The organism is Ottowia sp. (genome assembly GCF_035325765.1).
GTDB lineage: Bacteria > Pseudomonadota > Gammaproteobacteria > Burkholderiales > Burkholderiaceae_C > Ottowia.
The window spans coordinates 146,617-172,704 of record NZ_DAOKZG010000001.1 but is presented as its reverse complement, the minus strand read 5'-3'; the positions used below and the strand labels follow the sequence as shown (position 1 = coordinate 172,704).

The following is a 26,088-nucleotide window of genomic DNA, read 5'->3' as shown; positions in this document are numbered from 1 at the left end:
TGTTCCAGGACACCTCGCTGGTGTATGCCATCGGCGCCTACGACCTGCTCAAGGGCTTCGAGACCGCGGGCAAGAACTTTGGCCGGCCGATCGAGACCTACCTGATGGCGACCGTGGTGTACTTTGCCATCAGCTATTCCCTGTCTTCCGTGGTCAAGGCGATCCATCGGAAGATCGCGATTGTTCGATGACCCCCCTGAGTCGCTTCGCTCCTTCCCCCCTGAGGGGGGATGACGCGTGTAGCCGGCGCAGGTCCGGCCGCGGCGCCGCCGCCTGGCCTGCTCCGCGGCCATTGGATGATCGAGGCTTGCCCAACATGATGCCCAGAAGGAATTGCAGCCATGCCTGAACCCATGATCCAGGTGAAGAACGTCTCCAAATGGTATGGGCCGATCCAGGTGCTGCACCACTGCTCGGTGGACATCAACAAGGGCGACGTGGTGGTGGTGTGCGGGCCCTCGGGCTCGGGCAAGTCGACGTTGATCAAGACCATCAATGCGCTCGAGCCGGTGCAGAAGGGCGAGATCATCGTCAACGGCGTCAAGGTGACGGACCCGGCCACCGACCTGCCCAAGCTGCGCAGCCAGGTCGGCATGGTGTTCCAGCACTTCGAGCTGTTCCCACACCTGTCGGTCACCGAGAACCTGACCATCGCCCAGGTCAAGGTGCTGGGCCGCAGCGCCGACGAGGCCAAGGCGCGCGGCCTGAAGATGCTCGACCGCGTCGGCCTGATGGCGCACAAGGACAAGTTTCCGGGCCAGCTCTCGGGCGGCCAGCAGCAGCGCGTGGCGATCGCGCGGGCCCTGTCCATGGACCCGATCGTGATGCTGTTCGACGAGCCGACCTCGGCACTCGATCCCGAGATGGTGGGCGAGGTGCTGGACGTGATGGTCAAGCTGGCCCAGGAGGGCATGACCATGATGGTGGTCACGCACGAAATGGGCTTTGCGCGCAAGGTCGCGAGCCGCGTGATCTTCATCGATGTCGGCGGCCATATCCTCGAGGACTGCACCAAGGAGGAGTTCTTCGGCCACCCGGAGAACCGCCAGCCGCGCACCAAGGATTTTCTCAGCAAGATCCTGCAGGGCTGACGATGCATGAGGGCGTCGTTGTGCCGGCGCCGTGATGGCGGCGCCCGCTGGCGTGGGCGCATGACTTCGGCGCGACGCGCCCTGAATGATCCTGGAAACGGCAGTTGGACGCATCCAACTGCCGTTTCCAGGATGACCGCAGCGCCGCGCGCTACATGGGATCGAGTCAAAAAGGCGCGGGTGGTGCCACTGCCCGCGCCTTTCTGTCATCCGCCATCGCGCCGCGTCAGCGGGTGCGCATGCGTCACGGCTTGCGCGCGGCGATCGCCTTCTCGGCCATTTTGACCAGGTTGGTGCCGACGAGCGGCTTCCACTTGTCATAGATCGGCTTGGTCACCTTGACGAAGGCCTCGCGCTCGGCCGGGCTGAGTTCGGTGATGGTCACGCCCATGGCGGCGATCTCCTTGAGCAGCGGCTGGCCGGGCTCGGCCAGGCCCTTGCGCGCGATCACGATCTCTTCCCTGCCGGCCTCGAGCGCGGCCTGGCGCACGTGTTCGCGGTCCTCGGGCGTCCAGGAATTCCAGACCTCCTTGTTGACCACGAACACCAGCGGATCGGCCACGTAGTGCCACATGGTGACGTACTTCTGACCCACGTTCTGCAGCTTGGCGGCGGTGAAGATGCTCATCGGGTTTTCCTGCCCGTCGACGGCGCCGCTGGCAAAGGCCGGCTGCGCGTCGGCCCAGCTCATCTGGGTCGGGTTGGCGCCGAGCGCGGTGAAGGTGTCGAGGAACAGCGGCGAGCCGACCACGCGGATCTTCAGGCCCTTGAGGTCGGCTGGCGTCTTGACCACGTGCTTGGAGTTGGTCAGCTCGCGATAGCCGTTCTCGCCCCAGGCCAGTGGCACCACGCCGGCCTTGTCGAGGATTTTGAAGACTTCCTTGCCGACGTCGCCCTGCGTCAGCGCGTCGATGGCCGCGTAGTCGGGCATCAGGAAGGGCAGCGAGAACAGGTTGAGCTGCTTGACCTGCGGCGACCAGTTGATGGTCGAGCCGATCGCCATGTCGATCACGCCCTGGCGCAGCGCCGAGAACTCGCGCGTCTGGTCGCCCTGGATCAGCGAGACGCCCGGGTAGAGCTTGATGTTGATGCGTCCCTGGGTCTTCTCCTTGACCTTGTTGGCCCAGATCTCGCCGCCCTTGCCCCAGGGGAAGGCGGTGCCGACCACCAGCGACATGCGGTATTCGCTCTTGTAGTTCTGCGCCTGCGCGGTGGCCGGCAGGCCGAGCGTGAGGGCCACGCTGGCAGCCGACACGGCGGCCAGGGCGAGCAGCTTGCGACGTTGCTTCATGACAGGATCTCCTTTGAAGTGGACTGCGAAAAAAACCGGGAATCTCGGGGCATGCGACGGGCCGGGTTCAGAAGCCGAGCACGCGCGGCAGCCACAGCGCCAGCTCGGGCCAGACGATCACCATCAGCACCACCACGCCCATCGCCAGCACCAGCGGCAGCACCCAGCGCACCGTGGTCTCCATGCTGACGCCGGCAATGCGGCACGACACCATCAGGTTCACGGCCAGCGGCGGCGTGAACTGGCCCATGGCCACCATCAGCGTCAGCAGCACGCCGAACCACACCGGGTTCCACTGGTAGTGCTGCATCAGCGGCCACAGCAGCGGCACGAAGATCAGGAAGATCGAGATGCCGTCGAGGAACATGCCCGCCACCACCAGCAGCAGCACGATCAGCGCCAGCACGCCCCATTCGCCCAGGCCCGATTCGACGATCGCGCGGGTCAGCGGGTCGATCACGCCCAGCGTCGAGAGCGAGAAGGCAAAGATGCCGGCCAGCGCGACCACGATCAGGATCACCGCCGACAGCTCGCCCGATTCCTTCAGGATCGGGAACAGGTCGCGCCAGGTCATGGTGCGGTGGATTACCATGCCGACGAACAGGCCGTAGAACACCGCCACCACCGCGGCCTCGGTCGGCGTGAACCAGCCCATGCGCATGCCGCCGAGGATGACGACGGGCGCCATCAGGCCCCAGAAGGAATCGAGGAAGCTCCTGAGCAGCGGCGGGCGCGGCAGGTCGGCCTCGAGCTGGCCCATGCCGTGGCGACGCGCCAGCCAGACCGAGGGGATGATCAGGGCCAGGCCGACCAGCACGCCCGGGATCAGGCCCGCGGCGAACAGCGCGGGCACGGATGCGCCCGGCACCAGCACCGAATAGACGATGAAGGCAATGGATGGCGGGATCAGGATGTCGGTGGCCGCCGCCGCGCCCACCACGCTGGCCGAGAAGGCGCCCGGGTAGCCGGCCTTGCTCATGGCAGCGATCATGACGCCGCCGACGGCGGCAGCGGTGGCCGGGCCCGAGCCCGAGATGCCGCCCATGAACATGGCCACGGCGATCGCGATCAGCGGCAGCATGCCGGGGCCGCGGCCGACGATGGCGGTGGCGAAGCTGACCAGGCGTGCCGCCACGCCCGAGCGGTCGAAGATGGAGCCCACCAGCACGAACATCGGCACCGCCAGCAGCGGGTACTTGCCCAGGCCGGCGTAGAAGTTCTGCGGCACCGCCAGCAGGCCGAACCACTGCGTTTCGCTGTTGGCCAGCGCAATGGCTGCCGTGCCGGCCAGCCCGAGGGCAGCGCCGATCGGCACGCCTGCCAGCATGGTGACGATGAACAGGGCGAACAGCAGGGTGGCGATCATGGATGTTGGCCCCCACGCTCCACGACTTCGTCTGTTCCGCTGCCCCCCAGGGGGGCGCTCGTCGCCTTGGGGCGGCCCGGCGGCGACTCGGGTTGGCCCCCACGCTCCACGACTTCGTCTGCTCTGCTGCGTTCAGGCGTGACCTTCGCGCCTGCGAGCGGCCTGGCGGCGCTCATGGGGCCCGCTCCTCGTCACGGAATTCGGGCGAGGTCGGCAGTTCGGCGCTCTCGGCGGCTGGGCGGCCGCCGCGCAGCAGCACGCCGAGGGCGCGGAGCATGATGGCGACCGACAGGATCGGCAGCCAGATCGAGTACCACCACTGCGGCACGCCGATGCCGGGCGAGGTTTCCTCGTACTGGATGTCGTCCCAGACCAGCCGGCTGGAGAGCACGGCGATCAGGGCGAACAGCAGGATCACCAGAACGGCGCCGAGGATGGCGAGGGCTCGCTGGCGGCCCGGCGGTCCGGCGTCGGCCAGGAACTCGATGCGGATGTGCCGGTTGCGCGCCACCGCCGCCGAACTGGCGACCATGGCCAGGGCGATCATCAGGAACACCGAGACTTCCTCGGTCCAGGCAAACGAGGCGTCGGTGAAATAGCGCACCAGCACGTTGGCGAAGGTGATCAGCGCCAGCAGGGCCATGATGACCACGGTCAGCCAGTCCTCGATCGCCAGCGGCACGCGTGGCTTGGCGGAAGGGTCGGGCGCGGCGGCTGGATCAGCGCGGGAAGGCAGGTCGGACATGCGGGGTGGGTGGCGGGCGAAAGCACCCGACCGACTCTTGAAGGGCCGGTTCGGGCGCTTATCTTAAGCGGGCCGCGCTGGCATTTCGCGTCGCCAGCGGCTATCATTGATCCATGCAAACCCTGAGCGTCATCGGTGCGCGCGACTCGTCGCGCCCGCAGCGGTCGTGGCACGTGGCCACGGCGGCGCTTGCATGTTTGCGCGCGGATTCGATTCCTCAGGCAATCCAGCGAGCCGGCGCGGCTCGCGCGGCCCAGCATACGGTCGCACTCGCCTGAGCCCGACGATCCGCACGCTTCCCCCAGTTACAGCGCCATCTTGATCGTCGGGCCGAACCGCCTGGCGCCTCGTTTTCGTCTTCCCTTGTCCGGGCCCCGAAAGGGGCGCACCGTGCATCCGCAGGAAAGGAATCGCACCATGAACAGTCCCGCCTTTGGCCGCACCATCACCGAACTGGATCATGTCCGCATCTACAAGCTGCTGCAGCGCCAGGGTGCGACCGCCGCGGCCGCGGCCGAGCTGTCGGACGTGATCGACGCCGCCGAGCAGGTGCGGCCGCAGGAGGTGGCACCGGACGTCGTCACCATGCTGACGCGCGTGCGCGTGGCCGACCCGGCAACGGGCAGCGAGCGCACGCTGACCCTGGTCTACCCGCCCGAGGCGGATGCCGGCAAGGGCTTCATCTCGGTGCTGTCGCCGCTTGGCACCAGCCTGCTCGGTCTGCGTGCGGGCGAAACCGCGCAGTGGCGGGGCGTGGATGGCAAGACCGCCGGGCTGGTGGTGCGCGCAATCGAATACCAGCCCGAGGCGCACGGGGACTACACCGACTAGGATCAAATATCCCCTATATCGCTGCGCTCCACCCCCCTGCAAGGGGGACGCACCCAGTGTCCAGGGAGACCCCGGCCACGGGTGCCCCCGCCTGGCCTGCTCCGCGGCCTTTGGAGCCGTGGCGTTTCATGCGTCGCGGGTGGCGCGAAGCGCGGTGGAGCAACTGAAGTGAACCACCCCCGAGGCTGCACTCGCTGCGCGATGTTGCGCCTCCACCTTGCGCACCGCTCGGCCGCCCGAAGGTGCGAAGGCCCCCACCGGGGGCAGCGCAGCGTGAGGCGTTGTCCTGAGGCGCAGCCTGTGGCCAGGGAAAATCCCGACCGGGGCCGCGACTGGCCTGGCCTGCTTCGCGGCCATCGGAGCAGGGTCGTTTCATGCGCCGCGGATCGGGCGAAGCGCGGTGGAGCAACTGATACGGTCTTTGGCCGGCGCTTGTCTCAGTCCAGCACGAGCAGCACCGGCTGGTGGTCCGAGACCCGGGTCTGGCCGTCGATGCGCAGCGCGCGCACGTGCGGCGCCAGGCTGCCGCTGACGAAGGCGAAGTCGCAGGTGACCGGATCCGGGCCGTAGCTGCGGTCGAACAGGCGGAACGTGGCGGGCTGCGGTGCCGCGCCATGCAGCAGCTTCCAGGCATCGTGCAGCGACCAGGCGGCGCCGGCCGAGGCGGGCGCGCCGGGTGCGAGCTCGTTGGCCTGGAACGGCGTGACGAGGCGTGCGTAGGCCGGATCGTCCGGGCCCATGTTGAAGTCTCCACACAGCACGGCATGCGGCGTGTGGGTCTTGGGCCGGAACGGCCAGCCGCCGTGTTCCGGCAGCGGCTGCGGCGGCGCCGCGGTGTGGCCGCAGGCCTGCAGCTGCAGCGCGCGCAGGGCCTCGGCCTGGGCCGTGCGCTGCCGCGGTGCGTAGAACTCCAGGTGCGTGGTCATGATGCGCAGCGCGCCCAGCGCCGGGTCGCGCAGCGTGACCATGGTGCACATGCGCGGCATGCTGGGCACGCTGCCCTCGGCCGGCCAGGGCAGGGGCTGATGCAGCACCTGCAGCACCGGCAGGCGCGTGGCGACCAGGTTGCCGAAGCGCTGGCGCCGGCCATCGGCGTCGAACTCGTCCACCGCGGCGCCGAAGAACAGCCGGTAGCCCGGCAGCAGCGCCGCCAGCTCGGCCGGCTGGTCGCCCGGGCCACCGGGCAGGTCGGGGTAGCCCTGGGCGATCTCCTGCAGGCACAGCACGTCGAAGCCGCCGGCCCCGGCCAGCGCCTGCGCGCCTTCGACGATGCGGTGCGCGCTGACCACGCCGTCCAGGCCGCGGCACCACTGCGTGTTCCAGGTGACCAGTTTCATCGCGCCCGTCCTGTCGTCGCCGGTGTGCCGGTCGGTCGCCCATCGTCGCGCCTGGCACGACGCAAGGCCGTGGCGCCTCCGGAATCCCGGTGGTGGCAGCGCAGGCCAATCCAGTGAACGCGATGGGCGAACCTGCGCCGGCCATCGGCGTTGTCCCCCTTCCCGAAGAGGGAGGGGGGAACGCGCCGCAGGCGACTCAGGGGGGTGGCCTTCATTTGATCCCGGCGCGCATGAAGCTCTGCACGAACTGGCGCTGAAACAGCAGGAAGCCGATCAGCAGCGGTGCCGCCGTCATCAGCGTGGCGGCCGTGATGACCGACCAGTCGACGCCCTGGTCGACGGAGGAGAACACCTGCAGGCCGACCGTGAGCGGGCGCGCGTTGGTGCTGTTGGTGATGATCAGCGGCCACAGGAAGTTGTTCCAGTGGAAGCTCACCGAGACCAGGCCGAAGGCGGTGTAGACCGGCCGGGCCAGGGGCACGTAGACGCGCCACAGCGTCTGCAGCGGCCCGGCGCCCTCGACGCGTGCCGCCTCGTCGAGTTCGCGCGGTACGCCGAGGAAGGTCTGGCGCAGCAGGAAGATGGCGAAGGCCGAGGCGAAGTAGGGCAGGCCGATGCCCAGCAGGGTGTCCACCAGGCCCAGGCGCGCCATGGTCTTGTAGTTTTCCACCAGCAGGATGTCGGGCATGATCATCAGCTGCACCAGCACCAGCGCGAAGGCGACGTCGCGGCCGCGGAAGCGGTAGCGCGCGAAGGCGTAGGCCGCCAGCGTCGACAGCACCAGCTGCAGCGCCAGGATCATGATCACCAGCAGGGTGGTGTTGAGGAAGTAGCGCGCGAACGGTGCCGCGGCCCAGGCGCGGCGGAAGTTGTCGAGCGTGAGCGGTGCGTTCCAGGCAAAGCGGGTCGAGAACTCGCCCGGATGGAAGGCCGTCCAGACCGCATAGGCCAGCGGCAGGATCCACAGCAGCGCCAGCAGCCAGGCGGCGAGCTGGTCGAGCCAGGTCGGCTGGCCGAGGCTGGAGGGCGGGTGCTTCATGGCCGGTTCAACCTAAATCCGGCAGTTGGATGTGCTTGCCAGTGCCGCCCTCGGCGCGCCAGGCAAGACACGAGGAGGCCGCGGCACTGGTGTGCACCACGACGAGCAACGCCGCATGGCGCGGTGAGGGGGTGCTGGCGGGCGCACAGTGCGCTCACCCAACCGGTGGACGTGATCAAAATGGCGAAGCTCAATGTTCATGCGCCTTTCGACAAGTTCACAAGCGGTCAACTGCCGGATTTAGGTTCACTGATAGTGCACGCGCCGGTCGAGCACGAAGAACTGCAGCAGCGCGATGCCGGCCAGGATGGCGACCAGCACCACGGTGATGGCGGCGGCATAGGCCGTGTCCCAGAAGCTGAAGCCCACCTCGTAGAGGTAGTAGAGCAGCAGCGTGGTCGCGTTGTCGGGGCCGCCGCGCGTCAGGATGAACAGGTGGTCGACCATGCGGAAGGCGTTGATGAAGGCGTTGATGAGCACGAACAGCGTGGTCGGCATCAGCAGCGGCCACTGCACGCGCGCGAAGAACTGCCAGCGCGAGGCGCCCTCGATGCTGGCGGCCTCGCGCAGGCTGGGGTTGAGCGTCTGCAGCGCGGCGAGGTAGAAGATCATGAAGAAGCCGGCCTCCTTCCACACCGTGACCGCGATCACGGCGCCGAGCGCGGTGCCGGGGTCGCCGAGCCAGTTCTGCGCCGACAGGCCGAGCGCGCCGCGCAGCTGCTCCAGCAGGCCGTATTGCGGCGTGTAGAAGAACAACCAGATGTTGGCCACCGCGATCATCGGCAGCACCGTGGGCGTGAAGTAGGCCATGCGCAGGAAGGCGCGGCCGGCGATGCGCTCGTTGACCCACAGCGCCATCGCCAGCGCCAGCACGATGGTGCAGGGGATGGTGACGGCGGCGAACCACAGGTTGTTGATTGCCGCCTTCCAGAACACCGGGTCGTCGACCATGACGTGGTAGTTCTCCAGCCCCACCCACACGGCCGCTTGGCCGCCGCGCGGCGTGTCGCGGAAGCTGTCCACCAGGGTCTGCAGCGTCGGGTAGTGGGTGAACGCCACCAGCGGCACCATGGCCGGCAGCAACAGCAGCCAGGCGTGGATGGTGGGCAGGCCGGAGAAGGCGCGAACGTCGGGGCGGCTCATGAACGGGCAGGATCGGCGAAGCCTCGGGGCCGCGCCGGCGCGCTGGAAGCGTGGCGGCAGTGTAGCGCCGCGAAGGTGTTGGAGGGATCCTGATCTCGGCGACAGGCAAACGTGTGTCGCGGCCGGGGACTGCTGGCGTCGTGCAACCCGACGAGGATGCACCTGGGGCCTCTCGCACGCAGTGCTCTGGAAGGCCGCGGAGCAGGCCATTCAACCTGGAAACGGCAGTTGACCGCTTGCAACCTTCCTCAGACCCGTATGGCCGTAGACGTTGGTCGCCTCTCTCCCGTTGACCGTATGGGTGAGCACGCCACACGCCCGCCAGCACCACTCTCGCCGCGCCTGCGTCGTTGATCGTCCTTGCAGGCACGAGCCTGCCGCGTCCTCTCCCTTGCAGGGCGCGCCCCGGCCAGAGGCCAGGGCCGTTCGCGCCGTCCAAAGGCGCGCAGGCGCCTGTGGAGCCGCGGCGCTCACCCTCGCCTGACACGCCGAGTGCGGCACTGGCGGGCGCGTCCAACTGCCGTTTCCAGGTTCAAGCGAGCCCGTGGCCGGGGTTTCCCTGGCCGCAGGGCGCGTCCCCTCCCGCAGGAGAGGGGGAAGGCGCGCAGCGCCTCAGGGGGTGGAAGTGCAGCGTCGCCCGTCAAGGACAACTCATAGCGAGTCGCCCAGGTGCCAGATGCGCGGCGCGTGAGCGCAGGCATGGTGGGCCCATGTCAAGGTTACGCAACAAAGCAGATGGTTTCTGGGCGATTCGCCCTACGGGAAGCCAGCAAATGGCTCGCAACGGCGTTGCAGTTCTTGTCAAGGCCCGCCAGCATTGCCTGCGAACTGCGCCTTGCCGCAAACCATTTGCTGGCTTCTATGAGCTGCCCTTGGCGGGCAACGCTGCACTAATCATTTCCAGGCGCCATGGCCCGGATGCGCCCCACGTGCGCCAGCAGGGAGCGCTTCGCCACCGGCCAGACACGCTCGGGCACGTCGTCGTAGGCCCTGGCCACCCAGTCGTCCAGCGTGCCGTCGGGATCGGCCTTCATGACGGCCAGCACCTTGGCTTCGCGCGCCAGGCGGTGCTGCTTCAGGTGCGCGATGACGGCGCGCGCCGGGGCCAGCACGTGGCCGTGCGCCGGCAGGATGAAGCCCACGCTCGCGCCGGCACAGGCGGCGTCGAGCTTGTCGAGCGACTCCAGGTAGGCCGTCATGTCGCCATCGGGCGGGTCGATCACGGTGGTACTGCCATTCAGGATGTGGTCGCCCGAGAACAGCAGGCCGTCCTCCTGCAGCAGCAGGCACAGGTGATTGGCGGCGTGGCCCGGGGTGTGGATGACGCGCAGGGTGTGTGTCTGCGTGCCGTCCGATCCGCCGCCTTCCAGCACCAGCTCTTCACCGTCGGCCAGCGCGCGGTCGGGCGTGAACTGGCTGTTCGCGCGTGCGGTGGGCTGCGAGGGCAGGCCGAGGATCGGCGGCGGCCTGCTGCACAGGGCCTGCAGCGGGCGCGCGCCGGGGAAGTGGTCCGGATGCGAATGGGTGCAGACGATGGCGCGGATGTTGCCGCCGGCGGCACGCCACAGGCGTTCCACATGGGCCGTGTCGGCCGGGCCCGGGTCGATCACGACGTAGCCGCTGCGCGGATCGCCGACGAGGTAGCTGTTGGTGCCGGGGCCGGTCATGAAGCCCGGGTTGGGCGCCGTCAGGCGCTGCACGTTCTTCAGCAGCGGCACCGGCTGCTGGCTCTGCCAGTCGAGCGCGTGCAGGATCTGGCCGTCGGGGCACACCAGGGCGAGTTCGCCGTAGGGCGGCTCGTGTTCCATGTAGCGTGCTTCCTTGCCGGCCAGCAGGCCGGCGCGGGGGCAACTGGTCCACAGCGGCTGCTCGCTGGCGCAGGCCGCGAGCACGGCCTTGACATCCGGGTAGTCCTGCAGGCGCTCGAGGGTGCGGATGGTCGGGAAGATGATGAAGAAATCGCCCGCGGCGTGGCGCGCCAGCGCGTCCTGCGGGCGCACCCAGACCGGCTCGAACTGCTCTTTGCCGTCGGCCACGGGTATCTGGCCATCCGGCATGCGCGCCACCAGGAAGGGCACGTCGAAGCGTCGCGGCAGGTCGCGGTCGGTGATCCAGCGCGCCAGCACGTAGACGTCGGCAGCGGCCAGGCGCAGGCCGTGCGCGACGCACTGCGGCAGCAGCGGCGCATGGCGGTCGAACTGCGCCAGCGTCGCCGGGGGCACGGGCGCGCCGTCGACCTGGCGCGCCAGCAGCACGCCAAGCTCCTCGAAGCTCTCGCGGATCGCGGCGATGGCCTGCGTCAGATGGGCCGCGCTCTGGGCCGGGCGCCGCGTCGCCTGGTCATGAGCGGCGCCGTCGCCAGCCTCGATCCCGCCACCGGGGAACACATAGGCGCCGGGCGCAAAGCTGGCCGAGAGCGAGCGCCGGGTCATCAGGACCTCGAGGCCGTGCGGGCCGTCACGCAGAAGCAGCACGGTGGCGGCGGCCAGTGCGGGTGCCGGTTCGCGTTGCGGATGGAGGAGCTGGGTGGATCGCGGCATGGATCGATTATGCGGGGCCGGGGCGCGGACGCGGGCCGTGGACAGCCATGGATAAAATGGCCCGCAATGACGGGCCGGCTCGATGCCGGCCTGATTTGTTCCATGGCCAGCCTGCCCAGCCCCGCCCCCGACGGCCCGGATGACTTCCTGGTCGAGCTGCGCGACGTCCGCTTCGGCTACGGCGAGCGTGCCGTGCTGGCCGAACTCTCCCTGTGCGTGCCGCGCGGCAAGGTGACGGCGCTGATGGGGGCGTCCGGCGGCGGCAAGACCACCGTGCTGCGCCTGATCGGTGGCCAGCAGCGGGCCCAGGCCGGGGCCGTGCTGTTCGAGGGCCAGGACGTTGGCGCCATGGCGCAGGACGCCCTGTACGCCGCGCGCCGGCGCATGGGCATGCTGTTCCAGTTCGGCGCACTGTTCACCGACCTGTCGGTGTTCGACAACGTGGCCTTTCCGCTGCGCGAGCACACGGCGCTGCCGGAAGTGCTGATCCGCGACATCGTGCTGATGAAGCTGGACGCCGTCGGCCTGCGCGGCGCGCGCGACCTGATGCCGGCGCAGGTCTCGGGCGGCATGGCGCGGCGCGTGGCGCTGGCGCGCGCGATCGCGCTCGACCCCGAGCTGGTGATGTACGACGAGCCCTTTGCCGGGCTGGACCCGGTGTCGCTCGGCACGTCGGCGCGCCTGATCCGCCAGCTCAACGACGCCCTGGGCATCACCAGCATCGTGGTTTCGCACGACGTGGGCGAGACCTTCGGCATTGCCGACCAGGTCATCATCCTGGCCGACGGCAAGGTGGCGGCCAGCGGCACGCCGGCGGAGGTGCGCGCCAGCGCGGATCCGCTGATCCGCCAGTTCGTGGGCCTGCAGGCGGAAGGCCCGGTGCAGTTCCACTACCCGGGCCCCAGCATGGAGCAGGACTTCGGGGCGGAGGTGGCTGGATGAGCTGGTGGCGCCCGTCCGACGTCGGCTTTGCCGTGCGCTCGCAACTGGCGGACATCGGCTTTGGCGCGCGCCTGCTGTGGCGCCTGGCAGCGCTGGCGGGCCCGAGCCTGCGGCGCTTCGGCCTGGTGCGCGACCAGATCCACTTCCTCGGCAACTATTCGCTCTCCATCATCGCGGTCTCGGGCCTGTTCGTCGGCTTCGTGCTGGCGCTGCAGGGCTACAACATCCTGCAGCGCTACGGCTCGGACGAGGCGGTGGGCATGATGGTGGCGCTGTCGCTGCTGCGCGAGCTCGGGCCGGTGGTGACGGCGCTGCTGTTTGCCGGCCGCGCCGGCACCTCGCTCACGGCCGAGATCGGCCTGATGAAGGCGGGCGAGCAGCTGTCGGCGATGGAAATGATGGCGATCGACCCGCTGCGCCGCATCGTCGCGCCGCGCTTCTGGGCCGGCGTGATCGTGATGCCGCTGCTGGCGGCGGTGTTCAGCGCGGTCGGCGTCCTGGGTGGCTGGCTGGTCAGCGTGGTCATGATCGGCGTCGATCCAGGTGCCTTCTGGAGCCAGATGCAGGACGGCGTCGACATCTGGGCGGACCTGGGCAACGGCGTCGTCAAGAGCGTCGTGTTCGGCGTCGCCGTGACCTTCGTCGCCCTGCTGCAGGGCTACGTGGCCAAGCCGACGGCCGATGGCGTGGCACGCGCCACCACGCGCACGGTGGTGATGGCCTCGCTGGCCGTGCTGGCGCTGGATTTCATCCTGACGGCGCTGATGTTCAGCTATTGAACCTGGAAATCGCAGTTGACCGCTCGTGAACGTCTCGAAATCCTCATGGACATGGACCTTTTGCACTCCGATCGCATCTTCCTGTGGGGTCAGTGCGCCATGCACCCGCCAGCTCCGCGCGGGCCGCGCCATGCCGCGTTGTGCGTCCTGGCGCACAGCAGTGCGCGTCCCAGCCAGAGGCTGGGCCCGTTCGCGTCGTCCAGAGGCGCGCAGGCGCCATTGGAGCCGCGGCGCTCACCCTTGCCTGGCCCGCCGGTCACGACACTGACGGGCGCATCCAACTGCGGTTTCTAGGTTGAATTGAGAAGGACAAGAGGCATGGGACGCTCCAAGAACGATGTCTGGGTCGGCCTGTTCGTGCTGGTGGGGCTGGCTGCGCTGGTGTTCCTGGCGCTGCAGTCCGCCAACCTGCTGGCGCTCAACTGGTCGTCGACCTACCGGCTGACGGCGCATTTCGACAACATCGGCGGCCTCAAGCCGAAGGCGGCGGTGCGCAGCGCCGGCGTGGTGGTCGGGCGGGTGGGGCAGATCGGCTTCGACGACGAGCGCTTCCAGGCGGTGATCACGCTGGACATGGACACGCGCTTCCATTTCCCGAAGGACAGCTCGCTCAAGATCCTCACCAGTGGCCTGCTGGGCGACCAGTACATCGGCATCGAGGCCGGTGCTGACGAGGCCAACTGGGGGCCCGGTGACAATGTGACACGCACGCAATCGGCCGTCGTGTTGGAAAATCTGATCAGCCAGTTCCTGTTCAACAGCGCCGCCGAGGGTGGCGGCAAGAGCGCTGGCCCGGCCAGCAGGTGAATCCGATCCCCGACACACCATGAAGATCCGCGAGTCATTCCTCCAGCGACCGGCCGCCCGCGCACGGCGTGGCGCCGGCCTTGCCGGGGTGCTGCTGGCGCTGCTGCTGGCCGGTTGCGCGACCGTGGCGCACCCCGATCCGCGCGATCCCTGGGAAAGCTACAACCGTTCCATGACGCGCTTCAACGACGCCGTTGACGACGCCGTCATCAAGCCGGTGGCGGGCGCGTACAAGGCGGTGCTGCCGCAACCGGTGCGCACCGGTGTCGGTAACTTCTTTGGCAACCTGGGTGACGCCTGGTCGTTCGTCAACAACCTGCTGCAGGCCAAGCCGGAGGGCGCATTGCATTCCTTCTGGCGTGTCGTGATCAACAGCACGATCGGTCTGGGCGGCGTATTCGATCCGGCCACCGAGATGCGGCTGGAACGCCATCGCGAGGACTTCGGCCAGACACTGGGCACCTGGGGCGCTGCATCCGGCCCCTACCTGGTGCTGCCCATCCTCGGGCCTTCGACGCTGCGCGACACGCTCGCGCTGCCCGTGGATTTCTACGGCAACCCGGTGGGCCAGGTGCATGACATCCCGGTCCGCAACTCCCTCGTTGCCCTGCAGTACGTCGACACGCGCGCGCGCCTGCTGGATGCCGGGACGCTGCTGGACGAGGCCGCGCTCGATCCCTATTCCTTCAAGCGCGACGCCTTCCTGCAGAAGCGCCACAACGACATCCACGACGGCGATCCGCCGCAGGACGAAGAGCGCTACGACCTCGACGAACCCGAGCCCGGGAACCAACGCTGAGCCCGTGCCTTCCAAGCCAGGGCGCGACGGTCGGCTCGCGGGCCCAATGAAAACAGGTGAATGCATGAATCCAATCGGACGACGACCCATCCTGCTGGCGGGAGCCGTGGCGCTGATCGCGCCGTGGGCGCGCGCGGCCGACGAGGCGCCCGATGCCCTGGTGCAGCGCCTGTCCGACCAGGTGCTGCAGGCGATTCGCAGCGACAAGGCGATCCAGCAGGGCGACCTGGAGCGGTTGGCCCGGGTGGTGAACGAGGTCATCATGCCGAACGTCAACTTCACGCGCATGACGGCGTCGGCCACCGGTCCGGCCTGGCGCCGGGCGACGCCGGAGCAGCGCGAGAAGCTGCAGGCCGAATTCAAGGTCCTGCTCGAGCGCACCTATGCCGGCGCGTTGCGCGAGGTGCGCGACCAGACGGTGGAGGTCAAGCCCGTGCGCGTTGGCGCGGACGACAAGGACGTCATCGTGCGCAGCGTGGTCAAGGGCCGGGGTGATCCGATCCAGCTCGACTACCGGCTCGAGCGCACGCCAGGCCAGGGCGCGGGGTGGAAGATCTACGACCTGAACGTGCTCGGCGTCTGGCTGGTCGACAACTACCGTCCGCAGTTCGCGCAGCAGATCAACCAGGGCAGCATCGATACGCTGATCGATGCGCTGGCGCAGCGCAACCAGGCCAACGCCGCGGCCTCGACGGCCCAGCGCTGAGCGCCCGCGATGCTGGTACTGCCGAGCGAGCTGACGCACGTCCAGGCGCGCGCGGCGTTGAACCTGCTGTTGCAGGCCGCGCGCGCCGAGGCCGGCGAGCAGGTGTGCGTCGATGCCGGCGCGCTGGCGCGCTTCGATTCTTCGGCGCTGGCCGTGCTGCTCGAGGTGCGGCGCGCCTGCCTGCGCGAACGCAAGTCCTTCGTCGTGCGGGACCTGGGCGCACGCCTGCGGACACTGGCCCGCCTGTACGGGGTGGACGGGCTGTTGCCGGCGGCCCCGGCGATGGCGCCAACGCTGGGGGAGCATTCGTGAGCGCGTGGGCCGGAAAGTGGGGGCAACCGTACAATTGAGCGCTTCATGCCTGCCATTTCCTTCCAAGCGGTTTCCAAGCTCTATCCGTCCAGCGACAAGCCGGGTGCCAGCACCTTCAAGGCCCTCGACGACGTCAGTTTCGACATCGAGGAGGGCGAATTCTTCGGTCTGCTCGGACCCAACGGTGCCGGCAAGACGACGCTGATCTCCATCCTCGCCGGCCTGGTGCGGCCGACCTCGGGGTGCGTCACCGTGCTCGGCTACGACGTGCAGCAGGACTTCGTGCAGGCGCGGCGCCACCTGGGCATCGTGCCGCAGGAGCTGGTGTTCGATCCCTTCTTCACGGTGCGCGAGGCGCTGCGCTTCCAGTCCGGCTATTTCGGCCTCTACCGCAACGACGACTGGATCGACGAGCTGCTGGACGGACTGGGCCTGGCCGACAAGGCGGGCGCCAACATGCGCCAGCTTTCGGGCGGCATGAAGCGGCGCGTGCTGGTGGCGCAGGCGCTGGTGCACAAGCCGCCGGTGATCGTGCTCGACGAGCCCACCGCCGGCGTCGACGTCGAGCTGCGCCAGAGCCTGTGGCAGTTCGTCGCCGGCCTGAATCACCGTGGCCACACCGTGCTGCTGACCACGCACTACCTGGAGGAGGCCGAGGCGCTGTGCCAGCGCATCGCCATGCTCAAGCTCGGGCGCGTGATCGCCCTCGATCGCCTGAGCGCGCTGCTCGCCAGCGCGGCCGCCAAGGTGCTGTATTTCAAGACCGACGACCTGCTGCCGGCCGAACAGGCGCGCCTGGCGCGCGTCACCGGCCGCATCGTCGAGTTGCCGGTGCAGGACACGGCCGAGATCGAGCACCAGCTTGCGGCACTGCGCCGGGCCGGCGTGCGCGTGGAGGACATCGAGATCCGCAAGCCCGACCTGGAGGACGTGTTCATCCAGATCATGTCGGGCGGACCGGCCAGCGGCCTGGTGCCGCTGATGGCGGGAGCGTCGGCATGAACGAGATCGCCACCGCGGCGCACGCATCGCTGCGCGCGCCGGCCGCGCCCAATGACGGCTGGAAGATGCTGCTGACCAAGGAGGTGCTGCGCTTCTGGCGCGTGGCGGGCCAGACCATTGCCGCCCCGGTGCTGACGGCGGTGCTCTACCTACTGATCTTCGGCCACGTGCTGGAGGGCCGGGTGCAGGTCTATCCGGGCGTGGGCTACGTCGCCTTCCTGGCACCGGGCCTGGTGATGATGAGCGTGCTGCAGAACGCCTTTGCCAACAGCGCGTCCAGCATGGTGCAGAGCAAGATCATGGGCAACCTGGTGTTCCTGCTGCTGACGCCACTGTCGGCCTGGCACTGGTTCGTCGCCTATGTTGGCGCCGCCATCGCGCGCGGCCTGCTGGTGGGCCTGGGCGTCTACCTGGTGACGCTGTGGTATGCGCCGCCGCGCCTGGATGCGCTGGCCTGGGTGCTGGTGTTTGCCGTGCTGGGTGCCACGCTGATGGGCGTGCTGGGTCTGCTGGCGGGCCTGTGGGCCGACAAGTTCGACCAGATGGCGGTGTTCCAGAACTTCATCGTCATGCCGATGACCTTCCTGGCCGGTGTGTTCTACTCGATCAACTCGCTGCCAGGCGTCTGGCGCACGGTGAGCCGGTTCAACCCCTTCTTCTACATGATCGATGGCTTTCGCCATGGCTTCTATGGCGTCAGCGACGTCTCGCCCTGGCTCAGCCTGGGCGTGACGGGCATCAGCGTGCTGCTGGTGTCGGCGCTCGTGCTGCACCTGCTGCGCACCGGCTACAAGCTGCGCAACTGACCTGACCGGATGATGCATGACCAATGACCTCGCCGTGCCTCGATGACCACGCTGCCGGCGGCAGCGTCATTCGCCATCGAGGCACGGCGAGGTCATTGGTCATTTGTCATCCCCGAACCCATATGAACGCTGAATACATCGAACAAGCCATCGCCGCCGGCCTGCCGTGCGAGCACATCCAGGTCGACGGCGACGGCCATCACTGGTTTGCCGTCATCGTCTCGGCCGCCTTCGAGGGCAAGCGTGCGATCGCGCGCCACCAGATGGTGTATGCCACCCTGGGCAGCGAGCTGCAGTCCGAAGCGCTGCACGCCCTGTCCATGAAGACGCTGACGCCGACCGAGTGGGCGGCGGCGCGCGAAGGCTGAAATCCGCGCGGGGCAACCGACAGAAGGCGGGGCTGCATGGACAAGCTGCTGATCCGCGGAGGCCGGCCGCTGCATGGCGAGGTGGTGGTCTCGGGCGCCAAGAACGCGGCGCTGCCGGAAATGTGCGCGACGCTGCTGACCTCGGACACGGTGCACCTGGTGAACGTGCCGCGCCTGCACGACGTGCGCACCATGCGCCGCCTGCTCGACCACATGGGCGTGGCGACCGAGACGCACGGCGAGCGCGGCGGCATGAGCTTCGTCGCGCCCGACGCCCTGAACCCCGAGGCCTCCTACGAGCTGGTCAAGACCATGCGTGCCTCGGTGCTGGTGCTGGGACCGCTGCTGGCGCGCTTCGGGCGCGCCCGCGTGTCGCTGCCGGGTGGCTGCGCGATCGGCTCGCGTCCGGTGGACCAGCACATCAAGGGCCTGCAGGCGATGGGGGCCGAGATCGCGGTCGAGCACGGCTACATGGTGGCCTCGCTGTCGCCGGGCCGCACACGGCTGCGGGGCGCGCGCATCACCACCGACATGGTCACCGTCACCGGCACCGAGAACCTGCTGATGGCGGCCTGCCTGGCCGAGGGCGTGACGGTGCTGGAGAACGCCGCCCAGGAGCCCGAGGTGACCGACCTGGCCGAGATGCTGGTGAAGATGGGCGCGCGCATCCAGGGCCAGGGCACGAGCCGCATTCGCATCGAGGGCGTGGCACGGCTGCACGGCTGCACGCACGAGGTGGTGGCCGACCGCATCGAGGCCGGGACCTTCCTGTGCGCGGTGGCGGCGGCGGGCGGCCAGGCGCTGCTGCGCCACGCGCGCGCCGAACACCTGGACGCGGTGCTCGACAAGCTGCGCGACGCCGGAGCCACGGTCGAGGTCGTGGCCGAGGGCCTGCGTGTCGCCAGCCTGGGTGGGCAGGCGCTGCGTGCGCAGAGCTTCCGCACCAGCGAGTACCCGGGCTTCCCGACCGACATGCAGGCCCAGTTCATGGCGCTCAACTGCGTCGCCGCGGGTGCCAGCACGGTGACCGAGACCATCTTCGAGAACCGCTTCATGCACGTCAACGAGCTGGCACGCCTGGGTGCGCAGATTCACGTCGATGGTCGCAGCGCCATGATCCAGGGCGTTCCCGTGCTCTCGGGCGCCCGGCTCATGGCGACCGACCTGCGCGCTTCGGCCAGCCTGGTGATTGCCGGCCTGGTGGCCGACGGCGAGACGGTGGTGGACCGCATCTACCACCTGGACCGTGGCTACGACCAGATGGAAGAGAAGCTGCGCGGCCTGGGCGCCGACATCGAGCGCGTGAAATGACGAATGACAAAATGACTTCGCCGCTGGCGCGGCGTCCATGACCGAATGACAACGTGCCTCTGCCAGCCATGGCGCGCTGCGCCGCCATCCGGGCGCAGCGAGGTCATGTCGTCATCATCCCGAGCCATCCAGCCATGATCACCCTCGCCCTCTCCAAAGGCCGCATCTTCGACGAGACCCTGCCCCTGCTGGCCGCCGCAGGCATCGAGGTGTTGGAAGACCCCGAGACCTCGCGCAAGCTGATCCTGCCGACCAACCAGCCCGAGGTGCGCGTGGTGCTGGTGCGCGCCAGCGACGTGCCGACCTATGTCGAATACGGCGGCGCCGACCTCGGCGTGGCCGGCCTGGACGTGCTGCTGGAGCACGGGGGCAGCGGCCTGTACCAGCCGCTGGACCTGCGCATCGCGCGCTGCCACATGGCGGTGGCCGCGCCAGCCGGTTTCGACTACGCGCGCGCGGCGCGCCAGGGCAGCCGCATCACGGTGGCCACCAAGTACACCAGCGTGGCGCGCAATTTCTTTGCCGACAAGGGCGTGCACGTGGACCTGGTCAAGCTCTACGGCAGCATGGAGCTGGCCCCGCTCACTGGCCTGGCCGACGCCATCGTGGACCTGGTCTCGACCGGCAACACGCTCCGGGCCAACAACCTGGTCGAGGTCGAGCACATCATGGACATCAGCTCGCGCCTGGTGGTCAACCAGGCGGCACTCAAGCTCAAGACCGCCGCCATCCGTCCCATCATCGACGCCTTTGCCCGCGCCGTGCTGGCCGAATCCGCATGAACCCGACCCCCTCTCCCGCCCGCCTGTCCACGCTCGACGCCGATTTCGAGCAGCGCCTGCGCCAGTGCCTGCACTGGAGTGCCGAGCAGGATGCCGCCATCGAGCAGCGTGTGGAAGGCATCCTGGCCGACGTGCGCGCGCGCGGCGATGCCGCGTTGCTCGAATACACGGCACGCTTCGATGGCGTGCAGGCGGACACGGTGGCCGCGCTGCAACTGCGCGCCGATGAGCTGGCGACGGCCTTTGACGGCCTGCCGGACGGCCAGCGGCAGGCGTTGCAGCTGGCGGCCGGGCGCATCCGCCGCTTCCACGAATGGCAGAAGACACAGGGTGGCGAGACCGCCACCTTCCGCGACGAGGACGGCACGCTGCTGGGCCAGAAGGTGACGCCGTTGGACCGCGTCGGCATCTACGTGCCGGGCGGCAAGGCCGCCTATCCGTCTTCGGTGCTGATGAACGCCATTCCGGCCCAGGTGGCGGGCGTGGGCGAGATCATCATGGTGGTGCCGACGCCGCGCGGCGAGAAGAACCCGCTGGTGCTGGCCGCCGCCCACGTGGCCGGCGTGACGCGCGCCTTCACCGTCGGCGGCGCGCAGGCGGTCGCGGCGCTGGCCTACGGTACCGAGACGGTCCCGCGCGTCGACAAGATCACGGGCCCGGGCAATGCCTACGTGGCCAGCGCCAAGAAGCGCGTGTTCGGCCAGGTCGGCATCGACATGATCGCCGGGCCCTCCGAGATCCTGGTGCTGGCCGACGGCACCACGCCGGCCGACTGGGTGGCGATGGACCTGTTCAGCCAGGCCGAGCACGACGAGCTGGCGCAGGCCATCCTGCTGTGCCCCGACGCCGCCTACATCGACCGCGTGCAGGCCGAGATGGAGCGCCTGCTGCCGAGCCTGCCGCGCGCCGACATCATTGCGCGCAGCCTGGCGGGCCGCGGCGCGCTGATCCAGACGCGCGACATGGAGGAGGCCTGCCGCATCGCCAACCGCATCGCGCCCGAGCACCTCGAGATCGCCAGCCGCGACCCGCATCGCTGGGAGCCGCTGCTGCGCCACGCCGGCGCCATCTTCCTGGGCGCCTGGACCAGCGAGAGCCTGGGCGACTACTGCGCCGGCCCGAACCACGTGCTGCCCACCAGCGGCACGGCCCGCTTCTCCTCGCCGCTGTCGGTCTACGATTTCCAGAAGCGCAGCAGCCTGATCGAGGTCAGCCAGGCCGGCGCACAGAAACTCGGGCACAGCGCCTGCGTGCTGGCGCTCGGCGAGGGTCTGCAGGCGCACGCGCGCGCGGCACAGATGCGCGGATGAGGTGACGTGCCCCCCTGTGGCGCTGCGCGCCTTCCCCCAAGGGGGACGCGGCCAGTGGCCAGGGGGACCCCGGCCACGGCTGCCGCGACCGGCCTGCTGCGCGGCCTTTGGAGCTTCCAGGTTCGGGCGCTGCGGGCGATGCGCGGCGCCATGGCGAGTGAAGCACACCGTGGCGCATCCGCTGCGCGATGTTGTGTCTTTCTCCTCGGTCTCGAAAGGGGGCGCAGCCCATGGCCCGTGGGGCTCCGACCACGGCTGCCACTGACATGGCCCGCTCCGCGGCCTCCTGAATCTCGAGGCACGAGCGCGCGGTCGATGTCGTTCACGCGGCGGCGCGTGAGCTGTCCCCTGGCGGCATCCGCTGCGCGATCTCGTGTCTTCCCCCTGGACCTTGAGCGGGCGCAGCCCATGGCCCAGGGCATCCCGGTCACGGCTGCCACTGGGATGGCCTGCTTTGCGGTCCCCTGAGTCTCGGGTTTCGGATGTCGCGTACGCTGCGGGGCGCCATGGATGACGGGCTTGAACACGACGTGGTGCGCGGCGCCGACAGTGGCATGATGCGGCCGACGCCGGGCCCGCGCACGATGCCGCGGCAAGCCGGGAAGGAGGAGACATGGAAATCACGCTCAACGGCTATCACACGCTGATCCTGGCCGCGCTGGTCATGCTGGTCGGACACTGGATGGTGTTCAAGATCCGGTTTCTCTCGGCCTTCAACATCCCCGAGCCAGTGGCCGGCGGCCTGCTGGCGGCGGTGATCGTCTATGCGCTGAATGCCTGGCTCGGGTGGAAGTTCAAGTTCAACACCGAACTGCAGACCACCTTCATGCTGATGTTCTTTGCCTCCATCGGCCTGAGCGCCGACTTCACGCGCCTGAAGGAGGGCGGCAGGCCGCTGGTGGTGCTGCTGGTGATCGTCTCGGTGTTCATCGTGGTGCAGAACCTGATCGGTGTCAGCCTGGCCGCGGCGCTTGGCCTCAAGCCCCTGATCGGCCTGGTGGTGGGCTCGATCACGCTCACCGGCGGCCATGGCACGGCCGGTGCCTGGGGACCGGTGCTGGAGAACAACTTCGGCATCGTTGGTGCCACCACGCTGGGCATCGCCACCGCGACCTTCGGCCTGGTGTTCGGTGGCCTGATCGGCGGCCCGGTGGCGCGCTACCTGATCCGGCGCCAGCACCGCGCTCCGATGCCCGAGGCGGGCGTGCGCGACTCGATCGACGCGATTTCCGGCAAGCCCCGGCACGAGACCACGGACAACGAGGGGCGCGAACAGCGTCTCACGTTCGACATGTTCGACGAACCACGGCTGATCACGGCCTACGTCGCGATCGAGACGCTGGCCATGTTTGCCGCCTGCCTGACGGCGGCCGACCTGCTGAGCGGCTGGACCAGGGGCACCTGGATCGAGCTGCCGACCTTCATCTGGGCGCTCGCCAGCGGCGTCGTGATCCGCAACGTGCTGACCCACCTGTTCCACTTCGACATGTTCGACCGCGCCATCGACGTGTTCGGCAACGCCTCGCTGTCGCTGTTCCTGGCGATGGCGCTGCTCAGCCTGCGCCTGTGGGAGCTGGCCGACCTGGCTGGCCCGGTGGCCATCATCCTCGCGGTGCAGGTGGTCGCGATGATGGCGTTCGCCACCTTCATCACCTACCGCTTCATGGGCGGCGACTACGATGCCGCCGTGGTGTCGGCCGGCCACTGCGGCTTCGGCCTGGGCGCGACGCCGACGGCGATCGCCAACATGCAGGCCATCACGGATCGCTTCGGTCCGTCCTACAAGGCCTACCTGATCGTGCCGCTGGTGGGGGCCTTCTTCGTCGACCTGGTGAACGCGACCATCCTGCAGATCTTCACGCAAGTGCCGTTCCTGCGGTAGGTCCGGGCCTGTCGCGTCGGCCGTCAGTCGGCGTCCGGGGCGGCGCGGCGCAGGCGCGTGGCGGTGGCCTCGTCGCCCGAGGCCGTCAGGTCCGGACGCGGCGGGCCCCTGGGCTGGATGCGGCCCGGGGTCAGCGTGCGGCGCACGTCGTCGGCGCTCAGGATGTCGGCCTCGTCCTTGACCACGTCGAGGTACCAGGCCGTGAGCTTGGGGTCGTTGGTGTCGAGCCAGCCGCCAGCGCCCTTGTCGGCGGCCACCTTGCTGGTGCCGAACACGAAGTCGTCGCCGTGCACGGCGATGCCCAGCCGCACGCCCTGGGCGATGGCAGCCTGCGCATAGTGCCGGCGCAGCAGGTAGGGGTCGAAGCGCAGCTCCCTGCCCCAGGACAGCATCATGCCGACCAGCACCAGCGAGAACGGCAGCGCCGACACCACCATGATCGACTGCAGGCCCGACAGCGCATTCTCGCCGCCGGCCAGCAGCAGCGAGGTGGCGGTGGCGCCCAGCAGCACGCCCCAGGTGATGGTGATGCGGGGCGATGGATCGGGCTGGCCGCGCTGCGTCATCGAGCTCATCACGATCGAGGCCGAGTCGGCCGAGGTGACGAAGAAGACGACGATCGACAGCATCGCAAGCACCATCGTGATCGTGCCCAGCGGCAGGTTGCGCAGCAGGTCGAACAGCATGGCCTCGGGCGAGCCCGAGGTGCTCAGGCCCAGGCCGTTCAGGTCCTGGAACATGGCGGCGCCGCCGAAGATCAGGAACCACAGCGCGCACACGATCGACGGCACCACGATGACCACGGTGACGAACTCGCGCAGCGTGCGGCCGCGCGAGATCTTGGCGATGAACATGCCGACGAAGGGCGTCCAGGAGATCCACCAGGCCCAGTAGTAGACCGTCCAACTCGACAGGAAGCTCGCCACCTCCGGCCCCTGCTCCGGGTTGCGCGCCAGCATCATGAGCGAGTTGCGCAGGAACGCCAGGAACGAGGAAGGCAGCAGGTTGAGCAGGAAGATGGTCGGCCCGGCGACCAGCACGAACAGCGCGATGCAGCCGGCGATCACCATGTTGGTGTTGGACAGGATGCGGATGCCGCGCGACACGCCCGAGACCGCCGAGACGATGAAGGCGCCCGTCAGCACCGCGATGATGGCCACGATGAGGCCGTTGCCCAGCCTGCCCGCGCCCGAGACGATCTCCACCCCCTCGGCGATCTGCAGCGCGCCGATGCCCAGCGACACTGCGGTGCCGAACAGCGTCACGATGATGGCGAAGATGTCGATCACCGCGCCCGGCGCGCCCTGTGCGGCGCGCGCGCCGATGAGCGGCTCGAAGATGGCCGAGATCAGCGGCCGGCGACCGCGTCGGTAGGCGCTGTAGGCGATGGCGCCACCGACCAGCGCATAAAAGGCCCAGGGGATCAGGCCCCAGTGCAGGATGGTCTGCGCCATCGCCGCGTGCGCTGCGTCGACCGTGCCAGCGGCGGCTCGAAATCCGTGCGGCGGCTGGTTGAAGTAGACCAGCGGCTCGTAGGGGCCGTAGAACAGCAGGCCGATGCCCATGCCGGCCGAGAACATCATGGCGATCCACGAGGGCGTGCTGAACTCCGGCTTCTCGTCGTCGGCGCCCAGGCGCACGCCGCCGCAGCGACCGTAGCCGAGCACGATCATGAAGCCCAGCACCACCACCGCCAGCAGCCGGAACAGCCAGCCGAAGTTGAGGTTGACCCAGCCCAGCGCGGCGCTGCCGACGACGGGAATCGCCTTGGGATCCATCACGGCCCAGGCGATCACCACGAGGATCAGCAGGCCGGAGACCGCGAACACGGTCGGGTTGGTGCCGAACTCGAACCTGGTCTTCTCGACCCCGACGCCCGGGATCAGCGCGGGATGGACCAGGCCCGGCCCGGGGCGCTCGAGCGCCTGGACCACGCGGCGCGCCGACTCGCGCGCCCGCGCGCCGGGCCCCTTGCCGGGCTCGTGTAGCGTGCCTGTTGCGACCGGCGGGGAGCCGCTGGCGCCTGTCGAGGGTGGGGTGTCTGCGTGGCTGGGGCTTCCGTCCTGGCGATCGATGACTGGCTCCTGGTTGTCCGACACAAGGAGTGGGCAACCATTGCGGCTGGCCGATGCGATGCGTGTACCAGGCGCAATGGATTCCTCCGGGGCAGCCTAACACACACGAAGATCGGGGCCATTCAGGCCGAAGCGTCGTCGCCGATCGGAGCCGCGTTGCGCTGGCCGACCCAGCGCGTGACCTGCGCACGGCCATGGTGGCCACTGCCTTCGTCGAGCACGGTGTCGGTTTCGAGCGCCAGCTGCTCCAGCATGCCAGCGGCGAAATCCTGGCGCAGCAGCGCCAGGGTGTAGAGCATGTCGGGGTTCTTGGGGCCGCCGCTCGTGAGCGGCAGCTGATCCGGGTGGAAGGCCTCCAGGATCAGCAGGCCGCCCGGGCGCAGCGCCTGTACCAGGCGGCGATGCACGGCAGTGCGCAGCGTCGAGGGCAGGTGCAGGTAGATGCAGGCCACCGCGTCGAAGCCGGCCGGCTCGGGGTGCCAGTCGGCGAGGTCGGCCTGGATCGCTTCCAGTGCGACGCCGCGTCGCTGCGCGAGTGCGCGTGCGCGGGCGATGCCGACGGCCGAGGCATCGACCGTGGTCACGGCATGGCCCAGTCCCGCCAGCCAGACGCCGTTGCGGCCTTCGCCGTCGCCCGGCACCAGGATGCGCGAGCCGGGGGCCAGGCGCGCTGCCTGTTCGGCCAGGAAGGCGTTGGGCTGTTCGCCGTACTTGGGTTGCGAGAGGCGACTGAACTGCCGGTCCCAGAATTCGCCGGTGCTTGCATTGTGTGGGTCCATGAAGTAATTCTGCAGCGCCTCGCCGGTCGCCGCAGGAGCGGCGGC

General features: G+C 69.0%; 24 protein-coding genes and 1 pseudogene. 16 read left to right on the top strand and 9 right to left on the bottom strand.

Going from position 1 to position 26,088, the window contains the following annotated elements:
• A pseudogene (locus PKA16_RS00910) lies at window positions 1–191 on the top strand (amino acid ABC transporter permease); the annotation flags it as partial.
• 162 nt (window positions 192–353) lie between these two features.
• On the top strand, window positions 354–1,091 hold the full coding sequence (locus tag PKA16_RS00905; protein ID WP_324399460.1) for an amino acid ABC transporter ATP-binding protein: 738 nt from the start codon (window positions 354–356) through the stop codon (window positions 1,089–1,091).
• Between the two features lie 244 nt (window positions 1,092–1,335).
• On the opposite strand, the gene PKA16_RS00900 is transcribed toward PKA16_RS00905, so the two are convergent.
• The 3 genes from PKA16_RS00900 to PKA16_RS00890 form a co-directional block, all read right to left on the bottom strand.
• Window positions 1,336–2,382: a DctP family TRAP transporter solute-binding subunit gene (locus PKA16_RS00900; RefSeq protein WP_324399436.1), complete on the bottom strand. Its 1,047-nt coding sequence runs from the start codon at window positions 2,380–2,382 to the stop codon at window positions 1,336–1,338.
• A 67-nt stretch (window positions 2,383–2,449) separates the two neighbouring features.
• Window positions 2,450–3,748: a TRAP transporter large permease gene (locus PKA16_RS00895; RefSeq protein ID WP_324399434.1), complete on the bottom strand. Its 1,299-nt coding sequence runs from the start codon at window positions 3,746–3,748 to the stop codon at window positions 2,450–2,452.
• Window positions 3,749–3,920: 172 nt separating this feature from the next.
• Complete coding sequence (locus PKA16_RS00890; protein ID WP_324399432.1) at window positions 3,921–4,493, bottom strand: TRAP transporter small permease; 573 nt, start codon at window positions 4,491–4,493, stop codon at window positions 3,921–3,923.
• A gap of 417 nt (window positions 4,494–4,910) precedes the next feature.
• Here PKA16_RS00890 and rnk point away from each other — a divergent pair, with 417 nt between their 5' ends.
• A complete protein-coding gene (gene rnk, locus PKA16_RS00885) occupies window positions 4,911–5,324 on the top strand; it encodes a nucleoside diphosphate kinase regulator (RefSeq protein ID WP_324399430.1) in 414 nt (137 codons plus the stop codon).
• Between the two features lie 437 nt (window positions 5,325–5,761).
• Here rnk and PKA16_RS00880 read toward each other — a convergent pair whose 3' ends face one another.
• From PKA16_RS00880 to PKA16_RS00865, 4 genes are all read right to left on the bottom strand, one after another.
• Window positions 5,762–6,661 carry an endonuclease/exonuclease/phosphatase family protein gene (locus tag PKA16_RS00880; protein WP_324399428.1) on the bottom strand — a complete coding sequence of 300 codons (900 nt, stop codon included), beginning with the start codon at window positions 6,659–6,661 and terminating at the stop codon, window positions 5,762–5,764.
• A gap of 211 nt (window positions 6,662–6,872) precedes the next feature.
• The gene (locus PKA16_RS00875; RefSeq protein WP_324399426.1) at window positions 6,873–7,700 is read right to left on the bottom strand and encodes a carbohydrate ABC transporter permease; all 828 of its coding nucleotides are present in this window, start codon (window positions 7,698–7,700) and stop codon (window positions 6,873–6,875) included.
• Between the two features lie 246 nt (window positions 7,701–7,946).
• Entirely contained in the window at window positions 7,947–8,843 is an 897-nt protein-coding gene (locus tag PKA16_RS00870; RefSeq protein WP_324399424.1) for a sugar ABC transporter permease, read from the bottom strand.
• Window positions 8,844–9,733: 890 nt separating this feature from the next.
• Window positions 9,734–11,383 (bottom strand): MBL fold metallo-hydrolase, encoded by a 1,650-nt coding sequence (locus tag PKA16_RS00865; protein WP_324399422.1) that lies wholly within the window; start codon window positions 11,381–11,383, stop codon window positions 9,734–9,736.
• Window positions 11,384–11,485: 102 nt separating this feature from the next.
• Here PKA16_RS00865 and PKA16_RS00860 point away from each other — a divergent pair, with 102 nt between their 5' ends.
• The 13 genes from PKA16_RS00860 (at window position 11,486) to gltS (ending at window position 23,189) form a co-directional block, all read left to right on the top strand.
• The gene (locus PKA16_RS00860; RefSeq protein WP_324399458.1) at window positions 11,486–12,325 is read left to right on the top strand and encodes an ABC transporter ATP-binding protein; all 840 of its coding nucleotides are present in this window, start codon (window positions 11,486–11,488) and stop codon (window positions 12,323–12,325) included.
• Window positions 12,322–13,104, top strand: a complete 783-nt coding sequence (mlaE, locus tag PKA16_RS00855) for a lipid asymmetry maintenance ABC transporter permease subunit MlaE (protein WP_324399420.1) — start codon at window positions 12,322–12,324, stop codon at window positions 13,102–13,104. Before PKA16_RS00860 ends, mlaE begins: the two co-directional genes overlap by 4 nt.
• A 318-nt stretch (window positions 13,105–13,422) precedes the next feature.
• The gene (gene mlaD / locus PKA16_RS00850) at window positions 13,423–13,911 is read left to right on the top strand and encodes an outer membrane lipid asymmetry maintenance protein MlaD (RefSeq protein ID WP_324399418.1); all 489 of its coding nucleotides are present in this window, start codon (window positions 13,423–13,425) and stop codon (window positions 13,909–13,911) included.
• Window positions 13,912–13,930: 19 nt separating this feature from the next.
• On the top strand, window positions 13,931–14,710 hold the full coding sequence (locus tag PKA16_RS00845) for a VacJ family lipoprotein (RefSeq protein WP_324399416.1): 780 nt from the start codon (window positions 13,931–13,933) through the stop codon (window positions 14,708–14,710).
• 64 nt (window positions 14,711–14,774) lie between these two features.
• Window positions 14,775–15,416, top strand: a complete 642-nt coding sequence (locus tag PKA16_RS00840; protein WP_324399414.1) for an ABC transporter substrate-binding protein — start codon at window positions 14,775–14,777, stop codon at window positions 15,414–15,416.
• A 9-nt stretch (window positions 15,417–15,425) separates the two neighbouring features.
• On the top strand, window positions 15,426–15,728 hold the full coding sequence (locus PKA16_RS00835; protein ID WP_324399412.1) for an STAS domain-containing protein: 303 nt from the start codon (window positions 15,426–15,428) through the stop codon (window positions 15,726–15,728).
• Between the two features lie 45 nt (window positions 15,729–15,773).
• A complete protein-coding gene (locus PKA16_RS00830) occupies window positions 15,774–16,730 on the top strand; it encodes an ABC transporter ATP-binding protein (RefSeq protein WP_324399410.1) in 957 nt (318 codons plus the stop codon).
• A complete protein-coding gene (locus PKA16_RS00825; RefSeq protein ID WP_324399408.1) occupies window positions 16,727–17,536 on the top strand; it encodes an ABC transporter permease in 810 nt (269 codons plus the stop codon). The genes PKA16_RS00830 and PKA16_RS00825 overlap by 4 nt, the downstream gene beginning before the upstream one ends.
• Window positions 17,537–17,658: 122 nt before the next feature.
• Window positions 17,659–17,904 carry a BolA family protein gene (locus PKA16_RS00820; RefSeq protein ID WP_324399407.1) on the top strand — a complete coding sequence of 82 codons (246 nt, stop codon included), beginning with the start codon at window positions 17,659–17,661 and terminating at the stop codon, window positions 17,902–17,904.
• A 36-nt stretch (window positions 17,905–17,940) separates the two neighbouring features.
• The gene (gene murA / locus PKA16_RS00815; RefSeq protein ID WP_324399404.1) at window positions 17,941–19,215 is read left to right on the top strand and encodes a UDP-N-acetylglucosamine 1-carboxyvinyltransferase; all 1,275 of its coding nucleotides are present in this window, start codon (window positions 17,941–17,943) and stop codon (window positions 19,213–19,215) included.
• A 134-nt stretch (window positions 19,216–19,349) separates the two neighbouring features.
• Window positions 19,350–19,997 (top strand): ATP phosphoribosyltransferase, encoded by a 648-nt coding sequence (hisG, locus tag PKA16_RS00810; protein ID WP_324399402.1) that lies wholly within the window; start codon window positions 19,350–19,352, stop codon window positions 19,995–19,997.
• Complete coding sequence (gene hisD, locus PKA16_RS00805) at window positions 19,994–21,307, top strand: histidinol dehydrogenase (protein WP_324399400.1); 1,314 nt, start codon at window positions 19,994–19,996, stop codon at window positions 21,305–21,307. The genes hisG and hisD overlap by 4 nt, the downstream gene beginning before the upstream one ends.
• Window positions 21,308–21,920: 613 nt before the next feature.
• Window positions 21,921–23,189, top strand: a complete 1,269-nt coding sequence (gene gltS / locus PKA16_RS00800) for a sodium/glutamate symporter (protein WP_324399398.1) — start codon at window positions 21,921–21,923, stop codon at window positions 23,187–23,189.
• A 23-nt stretch (window positions 23,190–23,212) separates the two neighbouring features.
• Here gltS and PKA16_RS00795 read toward each other — a convergent pair whose 3' ends face one another.
• Together PKA16_RS00795 and PKA16_RS00790 are read right to left on the bottom strand one after the other, a co-directional pair.
• The gene (locus tag PKA16_RS00795) at window positions 23,213–25,123 is read right to left on the bottom strand and encodes a BCCT family transporter (RefSeq protein WP_324399396.1); all 1,911 of its coding nucleotides are present in this window, start codon (window positions 25,121–25,123) and stop codon (window positions 23,213–23,215) included.
• 263 nt (window positions 25,124–25,386) lie between these two features.
• The gene (locus tag PKA16_RS00790) at window positions 25,387–26,043 is read right to left on the bottom strand and encodes a methyltransferase domain-containing protein (protein WP_324399394.1); all 657 of its coding nucleotides are present in this window, start codon (window positions 26,041–26,043) and stop codon (window positions 25,387–25,389) included.
• Window positions 26,044–26,088 lie beyond the last annotated feature (45 nt).